General features: G+C 55.3%; 12 protein-coding genes. 7 read left to right on the forward strand and 5 right to left on the reverse strand.

From position 1 onward, the window contains the following. Positions 1–254 precede the first annotated feature (254 nt). The 3 genes from BM320_RS08030 (at position 255) to BM320_RS08040 (ending at position 2083) form a co-directional block, all read left to right on the forward strand. On the forward strand, positions 255–677 hold the full coding sequence (locus BM320_RS08030) for a DUF2852 domain-containing protein (RefSeq protein WP_090198673.1): 423 nt from the start codon (positions 255–257) through the stop codon (positions 675–677). A gap of 56 nt (positions 678–733) precedes the next feature. Continuing rightward, entirely contained in the window at positions 734–1159 is a 426-nt protein-coding gene (locus BM320_RS08035; RefSeq protein WP_090200478.1) for an RDD family protein, read from the forward strand. A gap of 117 nt (positions 1160–1276) precedes the next feature. Continuing rightward, positions 1277–2083, forward strand: a complete 807-nt coding sequence (locus BM320_RS08040) for an arginyltransferase (protein WP_090198675.1) — start codon at positions 1277–1279, stop codon at positions 2081–2083. A gap of 69 nt (positions 2084–2152) precedes the next feature. Here BM320_RS08040 and BM320_RS08045 read toward each other — a convergent pair whose 3' ends face one another. The 3 genes from BM320_RS08045 to BM320_RS08055 form a co-directional block, all read right to left on the reverse strand. Next, positions 2153–4507 (reverse strand): TRAP transporter large permease, encoded by a 2355-nt coding sequence (locus BM320_RS08045; RefSeq protein WP_090198678.1) that lies wholly within the window; start codon positions 4505–4507, stop codon positions 2153–2155. Positions 4508–4522: 15 nt separating this feature from the next. Continuing rightward, positions 4523–5470, reverse strand: a complete 948-nt coding sequence (locus tag BM320_RS08050) for a TRAP transporter small permease subunit (protein ID WP_090198681.1) — start codon at positions 5468–5470, stop codon at positions 4523–4525. 115 nt (positions 5471–5585) lie between these two features. Beyond that, positions 5586–6668 carry a TRAP transporter substrate-binding protein gene (locus tag BM320_RS08055; protein ID WP_090198684.1) on the reverse strand — a complete coding sequence of 361 codons (1083 nt, stop codon included), beginning with the start codon at positions 6666–6668 and terminating at the stop codon, positions 5586–5588. A gap of 244 nt (positions 6669–6912) precedes the next feature. On the opposite strand from BM320_RS08055, the gene BM320_RS08060 reads away from it, so the two are divergent. Further along, entirely contained in the window at positions 6913–8331 is a 1419-nt protein-coding gene (locus BM320_RS08060) for a cache domain-containing protein (protein WP_090198687.1), read from the forward strand. After that, positions 8328–8960: a response regulator transcription factor gene (locus BM320_RS08065; RefSeq protein WP_090198690.1), complete on the forward strand. Its 633-nt coding sequence runs from the start codon at positions 8328–8330 to the stop codon at positions 8958–8960. The genes BM320_RS08060 and BM320_RS08065 overlap by 4 nt, the downstream gene beginning before the upstream one ends. A 39-nt stretch (positions 8961–8999) precedes the next feature. On the opposite strand, the gene BM320_RS08070 is transcribed toward BM320_RS08065, so the two are convergent. Continuing rightward, a complete protein-coding gene (locus BM320_RS08070) occupies positions 9000–10121 on the reverse strand; it encodes a LysM peptidoglycan-binding domain-containing protein (RefSeq protein ID WP_090198693.1) in 1122 nt (373 codons plus the stop codon). A gap of 227 nt (positions 10122–10348) precedes the next feature. Here BM320_RS08070 and yghU point away from each other — a divergent pair, with 227 nt between their 5' ends. Then, positions 10349–11215: a glutathione-dependent disulfide-bond oxidoreductase gene (gene yghU, locus BM320_RS08075; RefSeq protein WP_090198696.1), complete on the forward strand. Its 867-nt coding sequence runs from the start codon at positions 10349–10351 to the stop codon at positions 11213–11215. A 15-nt stretch (positions 11216–11230) separates the two neighbouring features. Here yghU and BM320_RS08080 read toward each other — a convergent pair whose 3' ends face one another. Next, positions 11231–12001 carry a GGDEF domain-containing protein gene (locus BM320_RS08080; RefSeq protein ID WP_090198699.1) on the reverse strand — a complete coding sequence of 257 codons (771 nt, stop codon included), beginning with the start codon at positions 11999–12001 and terminating at the stop codon, positions 11231–11233. 304 nt (positions 12002–12305) lie between these two features. Between BM320_RS08080 and BM320_RS08085 the strand changes: the two genes are divergently transcribed. Beyond that, positions 12306–14057: an acetolactate synthase 3 large subunit gene (locus BM320_RS08085; protein WP_090198702.1), complete on the forward strand. Its 1752-nt coding sequence runs from the start codon at positions 12306–12308 to the stop codon at positions 14055–14057. Positions 14058–14316 lie beyond the last annotated feature (259 nt).

Consider the following 14316-nt stretch of genomic DNA (forward strand, 5'->3'; position numbering starts at 1 on the left):
AGTTACTCTCTGGGGCATGCGGGTCAATTGCTAGCAATGATAGCCTATGCCCAAAAACATCATAATGGTCATGAAAATACCCCGCAATCATTGCGCACACCATCTAAATATCGAGCTTAACAATTTGAAATAAAACGCATTTCAAAGAAAATGTAAAAAAGATTCACATTAGCCCTTGAAGCAAGACCCCAAGATGCCGATATCTATTCATGTGAAAGGCATTCACATTAACAACGCAACCAAAGGAGCCCACAATGAACACCGCAACCACCCAGACGTCGATGGGACACAGCAACCCTATCGGGTTTTTCGCCCGCGCAGAGGCCTGGCTAGATGAGCGTGGCAAAGGCGCGTGGATCGCGGCCATGGTTCTGGGCTTTATCTTTGTCTGGCCCGTCGGCCTCGCCCTTCTTGCCTATATGATCTGGAGCAAACGCATGTTTAACAAATCTTGCAGTCACACTTCCCACCGTCGCACCATGCGGCACACCAGCGGCAATTCGGCCTTTGACGCCTACAAGCACGAAACGCTGCGCCGCCTTGAAGAAGAACAAGACAACTTCGAAGCCTTTCTCAAGCGCCTGCGCGATTCGAAAGACAAGGCCGAATTCGACCAGTTCATGAACGAGCGCGCCAGCAAGGCTGATACCGATGCCCTGCCGGAACCAAGCCACTAATGGCGATCGGGTGGCCCAGTGCGCTGGGTCGCCCCCCATTTTTAGACGAGATTTCCATGACCACCTATTCGTATGATCCCACTGCCGCCTATGCCGGTGTCGCCCTGAAACGCGGGCTGGCGTGGGTTTTTGACATGATCGCAATCGGGTTTATCTGCACCCTTGCCCTGCCGTTTACCGCCTTTACAGGGATATTTTTCTTTCCGTTCTTGATGCTGGTGATCGGGTTCTTTTACCGCTGGTTTACCATCGCGAACGGATCGGCCACTTGGGGGATGCGCATGGTGGGGATCAGCTTGCGTGATCACCATGACCGCCCGCTGACATCACAAACCGCGTTTTTGCACACGCTGGGCTATTCGATCAGCGTCTGCGTCGCCCCCTTGCAATTGATATCCGTGATTTTGATGCTGGTCTCACCACAGGCCAAAGGGTTGACCGATTATTTGCTGGGGACCTATGCGATCAATCGCGACTATTGATCGGGAATTCGCAGATTTGCCACATGCCCAAAAGGGATAGGTGGCACCTAAAATGAGGGGCTTGGCCAATGTAAAACGGATTGCTAAGCTTTTTGCTGCAACAATCCGGATTTCCTCATGCGCCATACGCTTCCTATTGCACCGCAGTTCTATGTCACTGCACCGCAACCCTGCCCTTATCTGGACGGCAGGATGGAGCGTAAATTATTTACTGCATTGCAAGGCGACAGCGCCACAAAACTGAACGATTCCCTTTCCAAGCAAGGGTTTCGCCGGTCGCAAAATGTGCTTTACCGCCCGTCTTGCGCCGAATGTTCGGCCTGTATGTCGGCCCGCATTGATATCTCGCAATTCAGCGCCTCGCGCAGCCAGCGCCGTATCACCAAACGTGCGCAGCATCTGGCGCGCCGTGCAACATCGCCTTGGGCGACCGAAGAGCAATACGATCTGTTTCGCGACTATCTTGACGGGCGGCACGCCTCGGGCGGGATGGCGGATATGGATATGTTCGAATTTGCGGCCATGGTCGAAGAAACCCCGATCCGGTCGCGCCTGATCGAATATACCGATGGCCGCGCGCTGCGCGCTGTCTGCCTGACCGATATTCTCGATGATGGGCTGTCGATGGTTTATTCCTTCTTTGATCCTGCGCATGAAAAACTGTCGCTTGGCACCTATATCATTCTTGATCACATCGCGATCGCCCAGGAACTGGGCCTGCCCTATATCTATCTGGGCTATTGGGTCCCGGGCAGCCCCAAGATGGATTACAAGGCCAAATTCGAAGGGCTAGAGATCTATAAGGGCGGGCAATGGACGCCGCTGGGTGATCCGGCGCATCACACTGCGGATGTGCATCCGCTGTCGAATGATCCGATTGCCGAACAGGTCGCGCAAATCCGCCTGCCCGACGGCCGTATCTGACCCCCCCCCAAACGCAAAAGGCGCCCGCAGTTTCCTGCGTGCGCCTTTGTTTTGTGATCTTCCCGGCCGCTATTTCAGCAGGTTCGGCACGATTGTCACCACGCTTGGCACCAGCGCCAAAAGCAAGAGCGCGCCGACCTGAATGGCAATAAACGGCATCACCCCGCGGTAGATTTGCCCTGTCGTGATCGACTTGGGCGCAACCCCGCGCAGATAGAACAGCGCAAAACCAAAGGGTGGTGTCAGGAACGATGTTTGCAGGTTCACCGCGATCATGATGGTCACCCATTTGGGATCAAACGTGCCGCCATAGATGACCGGCCCCACAATCGGGATCACGATGTAGATGATTTCAAGGAAATCCAGCACAAACCCCAAGATGAACAGCACAAACATAACCAGCAGGAAGACCTGCCATTCATTGTCGAACGACCGCAGGAACTGTTGGATATAGTGTTCCCCGCCAAACGATATCAGCACAAGGTTCAGCAATTGCGAGCCGATCAGGATGGTGAACACCATCGACGTCACTTTGGCCGTTTCGCGCACAACAGGCGACAAAACCCCACCCGACAGCAAGATCCAGCACGACCAGCCCAAACCGAACATCGCATAAAGGAAGCTTGCAAAGGCCACGAGGTACGCAATCGTGTTTTCGAACAAGACAACTTCCTGCCCCATGCGCATGTCAAAATTCACGCCAACCAGCAGCATCAAGGCAATGGCACCTGTTGTATATAGCACGATATTGCCGGACAGCCCTTGGTCCTGACGTTTGCGGTAGGCCGCAAGCAACAGCGCGCCGCCCGCCCCCAAGGCCGCAGCCGGTGTCGGGTTGGTGATCCCGCCAAGGATCGAGCCAAGCACAGCAACGATCAAGACCAGCGGCGGGAAGACCACGCGCAAGATTTCATTGCCCGCAAGATACCCCACGGCCCCGCGCAACCCGCGGTAAATCACATAAAGCGGAATTGCGATCAGCAATGTTGTTTTGCCAGGCGATGTCAGCGGCGTGATCATCACAAGATCAACCACCAGCAGCAGCGCGATGCCAGCGGCACCGATCAACAGCGGGCGGGCGTCCTTGCTTGGCGCGACACCGCGCGCGATCGCAAAGGTCAGCGCAAGGAACATCGCGGTGATGCCGATGCCTTTGCCAATCGGTGCGGCGGCTTCGACTTTGGCAGCCATGATCGTGGCACGTTCTTCGTCGGACAGCGCGCGCGCTTCTGCGACGCCGCCTGCGGCCTCGATCGCGGCTTGTTCTGACAGTGCGGCTTCCCAAGCTTCGGTGCCGTGCAGTTCTTGCATGGCGACAGCGCAATCGTCACCGACATTGGTGCGCAGTGATGCGGTTTGACCGGCATCGGTAAAGCTGTCCACAATGATCGACTGCGACCCCAACAGGCCCGTTTGACCCAGACCGATGGTCAGCCCGATAATCGCCACAGGTGCCGCAAGGAACCATGTAAAGGCTTCATTGCGGGTGACCGCCTCGCCTTTGCCAGAGGTTTCAAATTGCACAGGCGGGGCTTTGGATGGGTTGATCAGCGCAAACACAAAGGCGTAACCAGCATAAAGAACGGCCAGCAAAATACCTGGCAGCATCGCCGCCTGGAACAATGTGCCGACCGATACCACGGCGGGTTCACCCAGATAGGTCAGCGCATCGGAACAACCGACAAGCTGCGCGCGTTCTTCTTGCGCGGCAGAATACAAATCGCCCGCAAGCGTGCCCAAAAGCACGATCACGATGGATGGCGGAATGATCTGCCCCAATGTGCCGGAAGCCGCGATAACACCTGTCGACAGTTCGGGTGAATACCCGTTCTTGAGCATGGTTGGCAGCGCCAATAGGCCCATGGTTACAACCGTCGCGCCAACGATCCCTGTGCTTGCTGCCAGAAACGCGCCCACGATCACGATGGAAACAGCCAAACCACCTGGCAACGGGCCAAAGACCTTGGCCATTGTGGTCAAGAGTTCATCCGCAATGCGCGACCGTTCCAGCACGATCCCCATCATCACGAACATGACAACGGCAAGCAGCGTTTCAATCGATTGCCCCGCCAGAACCCGTTCGTTCATCCGGTTCACAAGGAAGCCGATATTGCGGTCAAGCGCCTGTTCCCAGCCATTGGGGAACAGCACATGTTCGGCACGCGGCAGATCGGGGTATCGGAAAACCGAGATCGCATCGGTGCGCACACCTTCGGCAATCAGCCCTGCGTATTCCGCGGAATTTGTATCAATCGCTGCATGGATCAACAGACCCGAACTATCCAGCGCCGCAATCACGGCAAATGAAATAACTGCAGATCCGGAAATCGCAAATGCGACCGGAAAGCCTGACAAAATCCCTGCGAACAATGTCAGGAAAACAATGATAATGCCGATTTCAACGCCATCTAAACCTAAAAGCATGTCTTCGGTCCTACCTTAGTGAATTTCAGCGACAAGTTCGGCGGTTTCATCGCCCAGAACGTCGCGGTCAAGATGTTTACCTTCGCTTTGCTCGCCCTCTATCAGTTCGAGATACGAGCGGTAGAAAAAGGCAACCGCCTGCAGCATCACCATCGCGGTGAAGGTGATCAGAAGGATTTTGAACAAGAAATAGGCGTTAAACCCGTTGGGCGAAAAGCCGATGAATTCGATATTCCAGCGTAGCGCGCGCGCCTTGGTGATCAGCCGGTCAAGCGTGTCGGAGGCAGAAGGGTTTGGCACCACCAGATGCCGCCACAAGAAAAACCAGCCGTAAAGCCATGTGACAATCGCCGCAGGGATCATGAACAACATCGAACCGACCATATCAATGATCCGCTTGGTGCGGAAACTGACGGCGGAATAGACCAGATCAACCCGCACATGGCCGCCTTGGACAAATGTATAGCTGGCGCACATGCAGACGATCATCGCGTTATAAAGCTTGAGCTCTTCGGACCACCAGCTCACGTCTTTGGCGAAATTCACCCCGAAGCCGATGCCGATTTCAGACACGGCAAAGACACGTTGCATAAAGATGATCACGATCTGCTGCAGCACCATCAACAGGCCCGCCCATGCGAAAAAGCGGCCCACCTTATTGGCAAAGCCTTCAAGAACGCGCACGCAGCCCCACATGAAGTTATTATTGATAAACCCAATCACGCTGATGACGAGGAAAACCGCAAAGACGACAAAGAACAATTCGACCGAGGCACCGTAGTAGATAAAGCGCATCAGCGCTTCTTTGACCTCTAGGTCCGCCATTGCCGCATTTGTAAAGGGGACCCATGACAACCATTGGCCGGGATGTGTGACAGCGTAACCAAAATTGTAAAATGCTTCGATGAGGTTCGCAAAGAACCACCCAACGGGGTTCCCCCCCCAAGCTTCGACCAGGCCCATGTCCCACCCCTTTTGAAAATTCTGACGGTGTTTTGAACAAACACCTGACGCATGAGGGCCCCTATGCATGCGCATCGGGCCCTCATGACATTTGGTTCACATTGCGCGAACGGGCTTAGCCCATTACACGGTCACGCTGTGTACGGTAAACACCTTCGGATTTCTGGATCCAAGAAGAAGATGCCGCCATTGACGCGTTGTAGCTTGCGCGGAGACGATCATAGATCTCGTCGCCAGCATATTCATCAAGCGTTTCTTTCGCAGCAGCACCCATCGCATCCCAAACGCTGTCAGGGAATTCCAGAACCTTCACACCACCGGCTTGCAGACGCTGAAGCGCTGCACCGTTGTTGTTCATGAACTGTGCAAGGTTCCACTGGTGCGCTTCGCCAGATGCGATTTCGATAATCTTCTGATGCTCTGGGCTCAGGCTTTCGTACACGTCAAGGTTTGTTGCCAAAGACAGGGCTGCGCCCGGCTCGTGCATACCAGCAGTGTAGTAGAACTTGGTGATTTCCTGGAAACCGGCTTTTTCGTCAGCCCACGGGCCGATCCACTCGGTGCCGTCGATCGCGCCAGATGCCAGCGCCTGGTACACTTCTGCACCTGGAAGGTTCTGGATAGATGCGCCCATTTTGCCCAAAGCTTGACCGCCAAGGCCAGGCATACGGAATTTCAGGCCTTGGAAATCTTCTGGGCCGGTGATTTCTTTTGAGAACCAACCGCCCGCTTGTGGGCCAGTGTTACCCGCGAGGAATGACTTCAGACCAAAGATCTGGCCCAATTCGTCGTGGAATGCCTGACCTTCGCCTTGGTAATACCAGTTAGAGATTTCTTGCGCGGTCATGCCGAATGGCACGGATGTGAAATAAGCATAGCCCGGGTGCTGGTTTACAAAGTAGTAATCAGCGCCGTGGTACATGTCGGCCTGACCGGATGTTACGGCGTCGAATACTTCGAACGCACCAACCAGTTCGCCCGCTGCTTTCAGGTCGATTGTCAAAGACCCGCCTGACATGGCTGTGATTGTGTCTGCGGCGCGCTGTGCTGCGTCATGTACACCGGCAAGGCCGCGGCCCCATGTGGTAACAAGCGTCAGCGTGCGGTTGCCTTGTGCATATGCAGGTGCTGCAAGCGCTGTTGCGGCTGCGGCTGTCCCGCCAAGTGCAGAATTCTTTAGAAATGAACGGCGATCCATGAAATTTCCTCCCAGATATTATTCCCTTGGCCACATCTGGGGCCAAGTCGCGATCGTTTTTCGTCCGAGCAGACTAACGCGGGTTTTGCGAACGTAAAATACGTAGTTCTACGTAGTTCGGGTGTTTTTGGTACATTTTCTGCACCAATCTGCATTATTATTAGGCGATCACTAAACAGTGACCACACGGTTGACGAAAGTGAGGGGTTTGATTCGCATGTGATTCCCCGCTAACGGTCGTCCTATGACAAGGCCGTTCGCAAGTTTACGCAACATCATGACAATCGGTTACGGGCAAAAGGTGTTCCTTCTGGCTACCCTCCCGCTTGTGATTGCGGTGTTCTTGATTTCGATTGTGGTCGCGCGGCAATCTACGCAACTGGCCGAACGCGAAATTCAGGCGCTCGAGACGCAACTGATTGCAACCAAACGCGAAGAGCTGAAAAACTACCTGTCAATTGCGCGTACGGCGGTGGTGAATACCTACGGGCGCGCGGCACCCGATGACGAGGCGGCCAAACTGACTGTGACGCAAGAACTATCGTCGATGCTTTACGGGCAGGACGGGTATTTCTTTGTGTTCGATTATGACGGCAACAATCTTGTCGCGCCCCGCCAGACCGATCTGATCGGCCGCAACTGGCTGGGGCTGACCGACCCAAACGGCACCGCCATCACCGATGAATTGATCCGGATCGCGCGCACAGGGGGCGGCTTTCACAGTTTTGTCTGGACCAAGCCATCGACAGGCGAACAGGCCAGCATGATTGCCTATGTGAACGGGTTCCAGGATTGGCGGTGGGCCATCGGCACGGGGATATTTATCGACGATGTGCTTGAAAACGTGGCGGCATCGCGCGCCGAAGTACAGGCGCGGGTCAAACGCACATCATTCTACATCGTCGCCATCGCGATTGTCGCGCTGATGGGCGTATTTCTGACGGGGATGCTTCTCAATATCCGCGAAAGACGTCTGGCGGATGTAAAACTCAAGGAACTGACGCAACGGATTATCGACACCCAAGAAGAAGAACGCGGACGCGTCGCGCGCGAATTGCATGACGGGATCAGCCAGATGCTGGTGGGGGTGCGCTATGCGCTCGAACTCACCCGCCGCAAGCTCGACCCGCAAAGCAGCGATAGTCTGGATAAGGGGATCGAGGGGCTGAGCCAGACAATTCAGGAAGTCCGCCGCATCAGCCGCGACCTGCGCCCTGGTGTTTTGGATGATTTGGGGCTGGGGCCCGCGTTGCAGGCGCTGACAGATGATTTTCGCGCGCGCACCGGCATCAATACCGAATTCGAAACCGTGGTTTTCCGCAACCGGCTTGATCAGGACGCGCGGATCGCTCTTTACCGGATCGCGCAGGAAGCGCTGACAAATATTGAACGCCACGCTGGTGCGCGCCAAGTTGTCATGTCGCTCAAGGGGCACCGGCACGGCGCGATGCTGCGGATCGCCGATGACGGCGTCGGGATGGTTTGGCCGCCGTCCAAACACGGGCCTGCGCATGGTCTTGGCTTGCGAAATATGCAAGAACGCATCGAACAGCTGGGGGGCAGCCTGCGGATCACCACCGCCCGCAACGGCCAGACCGGCACGATAATCGAAGCACAGGTTCCCTTGACCCACCTGCTCAACCCGCAAAAGGAAACGGCATGACGATCCGTATTTTGATTGTAGATGATCACCCGATGGTCGCGCAGGGCATTCAGGCGATCCTTGAAAGCTATGACGATATCGAAGTCGTCGGGACGCTGAACAACGGGCAGGATGCCGTAGATCAGGTGGTGGCACTTGCGCCCGATGTGATCTTGCTTGACCTGAATATGCCGCGCCTGTCCGGTCTTGCCGCAACCGAGATGATTCTCGAAAAACGTCCCGAAACACTGATCGTGATTTTGTCGATGCATGACAGTCCGGAATATATTTCAACCGCGCTTAGCCACGGGGCCTGCGGTTATATCCTCAAGGACGTGCCGACCGATTCAATCCGGCAGGCGATTGACGCCGTTCTGGCGGGCGAACAGTATCTGTGCACCGGCGCCAGAGGGTCATTGCGCCCAAAAATCAGCGGCGGACGCGAACCGTTGACCAGCCGCGAACAGACGATACTTCTGGAACTGGCGCAGGGAAAATCAAACAAGGAAGTGGCGCAGAATTTGAACATTTCCGTGCGCACCGTGGAAACCCACCGCAACAATATCAAAGGCAAGCTGGGGATCAGTTCGACCGCAGGGCTGACGCGCTATGCGTTGGAACACGGGGTGTTGCAGGGAACCGGCATTTAAAGAACCACGCCTGCGGGGGGCAGGCGTGGTATTGCGTGATCAGTTTTCGACGGTCTCTTTGATGCCTTCACGCACGATCTCGAACCATTCGCCCGACAGGCGCAGTTCTTCAAGACCCGCGTTGATGATATCCATATAGGCATCACCATTGGGATTGTTTTTGGAAACAAAGACATGCAGCGTTTGTTGCGATGTCAGATTGGCGATTTGCGCCACGACGTCCTTCATCCCTGCGTTATCAAGATCTTCTTCTGCTGGCAGCGCGTCATAGGTCACGATGTCAACCTCGCCGTTGCGCAGCAGTTCCCAGCATTCCATCTGCGGCACCTGAACAAGCGAGATCGTCGGATCGACCAGCTGCTCGGCTTCGAGATCGAAAGTGAACCAGCTTTCTGGGCGGCACAGACGCGCGCCAAACAGTTCAGGATAGGTTGTCGCGCCGTCATAGGCGCTGCCCGCTAATGTGTAGTAGCCGACCAACGCGTCATAGAACGGTGCCGAGTGGTTGAAATCGGTACAACGGAACGCATTCGGGGCTGACAGGTTTTCAACCTTGTCGCAATCGGGCAGAAACCAAGGGAAGGCCATGTCAAATGCGCCCGATGGCAGCAGGTCGTTCAAATGCGACCCCCAATCATTCACGAAAATGATGCTGAAGGCCTGATCAGGGTTTCCCAGTTCCATGGAACGGCGGACCATTTTTGTTAGCATACCGCCGCCGTCCATCGATTCTTCGGTAAAGGGCGCATAGCCGCTGGCCGTTACAAACCGCAGCGGACGATCCAGACTTTCGGGCTGCAAACGCGGGGCGGATTCTGCGGGCGCGGCTGCTGCGGTTTCGGTTGTTGGCAACGATCCGTCTTCACAAGGGATTTTCAAGACTTGCCCGACTTCAAGCAAGTTCGGGCTGGCCAGAATATCGGTATTGGCGTTGAACAGCACTTGATAACCGCCACGCACATTTGCGCGTCCTGCCACCTGACTAAGCGTATCACCGCGCACGATGGTATATGTCGAACATTGTTCTTGGGCATGAACCTGACTGGTGGACGCCACAACCAGCCCGAGACTTGCTGCACATAGCGCGCTTGCGCCCGTTGACGTAAGCCTCGACAGCCGCTGCTTTGCGATGCTGGTGCCATAAGTATTTGATTTCGACATAGGCCGACCCTTTCAGATATCACGTTTCCGTAGGGTCAGTATTTCACAGAAAACGAAAATGTCTTGCGAATAATTGAATTTATCCAATATTTTTCAACCCTGACGATATAAGGCCTGCACGCATTCGCAGGGTCGGTTATTGAAATGTCTGCGCGCAACTGTGCGCGCCCTCTTGTTGGCAGGCAGATGCTTGATATTAGTCAGGCACACAAATTGCGGAGACACTCATGAGCGACCAAAAAAATTATGTTCCCCCCAAAGTCTGGACTTGGGATGCCAAGAACGGCGGCGAATTTGCGAGCATCAACCGCCCCATTTCGGGCCCGACCCACGACAAACCCCTACCCGTCGGCAAACATCCCTTGCAGCTATATTCACTGGCGACACCAAATGGTGTTAAGGTCACAGTTATGCTCGAAGAGTTGCTGGCAGCTGGGCATGACGCGGAATATGACGCATGGCTGATCAAGATCGGTGATGGCGACCAGTTCGGCAGCGGCTTTGTCGAAGTGAACCCCAATTCGAAAATTCCCGCGCTGATGGACCACGGCACCGGCAGCCGTGTTTTTGAAAGCGGTGCGATCCTGTTGTATCTGGCGGAAAAATTCGGGGCGTTCCTGCCCAAAGACCCCGCCGCACGGGTCGAAGCAATGAACTGGCTGTTCTGGTTGCAGGGATCGGCCCCCTATCTGGGCGGCGGCTTTGGCCATTTCTATGCCTATGCCCCTGAAAAATTTGAATATCCGATCAACCGTTTTGCAATGGAGGCAAAACGCCAGCTTGACGTGCTTGACCGCCGCTTGGGCGCGGTGCGGTTCCTGTCGGGGGATGACTATACAATTGCCGATATCGCGACCGCCCCGTGGTATGGCCGTTTGGTGCAAGGTGATGCCTATAATGCCGGCGAATTTCTGGATGTGGGCATCTATAAAAACGTAATCCGCTGGGCGGATGAGATCATGTCGCGCCCTGCCTACCAGCGCGGTGCGATGGTGAACCGCACCTTTGGCCCGGATGAAGGCCAATTGCACGAACGTCATGATGCGGCGGATTTCGCGACAAAGACGCAAGATAAGGTCGAAAGCACCAGCTAGGACACACCCCCGGCGTCAGGCAACGGCGCTGGGGGGTCTTGCCGCAAAGGCCGATTCCGACACGTACCAGACGATGCGGGCGCGTCCTGCGGCCTTTGCCTCGTAAAGTGCATGATCGGCCTTGCGCAGCAATGTTGTCGTATCCACGCCGCGATCGGTCCAGTAGCCGCCAACCGAAATGGTGACCCGAATGACGCTGTTCGAAAACGGCTCCACGTGTTGGGCCCCCTGAACAAGCCGTTCACCCAATGCATGGGCCGCATCCCCGTGCAGACCCGGGGCAAAAATGGCAAATTCCTCGCCCCCGAGCCGCCCGACAATATCCCCGCTGCGCACTGCGGTGGTCATCGCCGCCGCAACCACGCATAAAACGTCATCGCCCACCAGATGCCCGTAGGTATCATTGACCTGCTTGAAATGATCAAGATCAAGCATATAAAGCGCGCCGCCCTGCTGGTTGCCCAGCTCTGCGAGAAATGCACGCCTGTTCAGCAGGCCGGTCAGCGGATCATGCGAGGCCATGAACATCGCCTCGTGCCGGAGCTGGTTTGCATGGCGCACAAGCAACAAGGCAAAGATAACCAAAGGTGCCGCCGTCAACACGGTTTCCGGAAAACTTAACAAAATGGTCTGGTCCGGTTCCCCGTAAATCATGATGTCCACAAAATGCGCCACCAGCGTCGCAATCCCCCCCCACAAAAGCAGCGAGAGCGGCCAATGCCACCATAGGCGCGGGACAACGCGTGCAAGCAAACTATCCATATTGCGACCAGTGCGAAAAACCATATGTCACCCTATTCATAAAGCCGCTAACAGCCAGTTAATCACCGGCCGAATGCGGCTTTCGCAAGAAAGTTCCAAAAATGCCCCCACAGACGACATTTTCTCCAATATGCGGTTGACCCTTGGTTTTGACACCCCTATTGTCGCCGCACACGCAAAGGAAACCCGATGACCAAGGTCGTACTAATTGTGAGATACACGCGCATGGGCCGGTAACGGTAAGACCATAATGATCCCATGCGCCTCCGACACTCTCGGGGGTTTTTTTGTGACTAATAGAAACCAAAGCGGATAGGACGCGAGAACAATGACAAAAGCCATGACGGGCGCAAAAATGGTAGTACAGGCCTTGATCGATCAGGGTGTGGAAGTCGTCTTTGGATACCCTGGTGGTGCCGTCCTACCGATTTATGACGAGATTTTCCAGCAAAACAGCATCACCCATGTTCTGGTGCGCCACGAACAAGGGGCTGTACACGCCGCCGAAGGCTATGCGCGTTCAACCGGCAAACCGGGTGTTGCGCTGGTGACATCCGGCCCCGGCGCGACCAATGCAGTGACTGGCCTGACTGATGCGCTGCTGGACAGCATCCCGTTGATTGTTCTGACGGGGCAAGTGCCGACATTCATGATCGGCTCGGACGCGTTCCAAGAGGCGGACACCGTTGGCATTACCCGCCCCTGCACCAAACATAACTGGCTGGTCAAAGAAACCGACAAGCTGGCCGCGACCCTGCACGAGGCATTTCATGTCGCGACATCTGGCCGCCCGGGTCCGGTGCTGATCGACATCCCCAAGGATGTGCAATTTGCAACCGGCACCTATACAAAGGCGCAGCAGGTCGAAACCCATTACAACCCGCAAGTCAAAGGCGATCTGGACGCGATCACCGAATTGGCCAAGGCGATGGAAACGGCCAAACGGCCTGTGTTCTATACAGGCGGCGGCGTCATCAACTCTGGCCCTGCGGCCTCGCAATTGCTGCGCGAACTGGTAGCTGCGACCAACTTCCCGATCACCTCAACCCTGATGGGGTTGGGCTGCTACCCCGCATCCGGTGACAATTGGCTGGGCATGCTCGGCATGCACGGGCTGTACGAGGCCAACATGGCGATGCATGATTGCGATCTGATGATCAACATCGGCGCGCGGTTCGACGACCGGATCACCGGCCGTCTGGACGCGTTCAGCCCAAAATCCGTTAAGGCGCATATCGATATTGATGCTTCATCTATCAACAAGGTGATCCATGTCGATATTCCGATCCTTGGCGATGTTGCTCATGTGCTTGAGGATTTGCTGAATGTCTGGAAGGCACGCGGGCGCAAAACCAATGCCGAAGGCCTGTCCAAATGGTGGGATCAGATCAACGAATGGCGCGCGGTTGAATGCCTGAACTACAAACAAGAAGGTAAGATCATCAAGCCGCAATACGCGCTGCAACGTCTTGAAGAGCTTACCAAAAAGCACGACCGCTATATCTGCACCGAAGTCGGACAGCACCAGATGTGGGCCGCGCAATATCTGGGGTTCGAAGACCCCAATCGCTGGATGACATCAGGCGGTTTGGGCACGATGGGCTACGGCTTCCCGGCATCCATCGGCGTGCAAATGGCGCATCCCGATGCGCTGGTCATTAACGTCGCGGGCGAAGCATCATGGCTGATGAACATGCAAGAACTGGGCACCGCGATGCAGTACCGCCTGCCCGTCAAGCAGTTCATTCTCAATAACGAACGGCTGGGCATGGTGCGACAATGGCAGCAACTGCTGCATGGCGAACGCTATTCATCCAGTTGGTCGGAATCCCTGCCCGATTTCGTAAAACTGGCCGAGGCTTTTGGCGCCAAAGGTATCCAGTGCCATGATCCTGATACGCTGGACGATGCGATCATGGAAATGATCACCTATGACGGGCCGGTGCTGTTTGATTGCTTGGTTGAAAAGCACGAAAACTGCTTCCCGATGATCCCGTCAGGCAAGGCCCACAACGAAATGCTGATGGGCGACGCATCAACCGAAGGCGCGATTTCAGGCGCTGGCGAGGCGTTGGTATAGAATTGTGGGGCTAATAACGGTTTCGTTCCAGAAAGAACCCATTCCCTGGAATATTTGGGTGATGGCAGAGCTGAGTACCTTTGCTTCTACGGAAGAAAAGGAAAAGCTCTGGAACGAAGTATTTCGACCCTATGAACATGGCTTGAACTCAATTTACGCTGAACAAATGGAACCTACCGATCTCAAAAACTTCATTGCCTTACTGCAACGTTTCAAGATTACCTCATCACAAGAGGAACATGTAAACGAGGTCATAGAG

It is taken from the genome of Yoonia tamlensis (assembly GCF_900115105.1).
In the GTDB taxonomy this organism is placed as follows: domain Bacteria; phylum Pseudomonadota; class Alphaproteobacteria; order Rhodobacterales; family Rhodobacteraceae; genus Yoonia; species Yoonia tamlensis.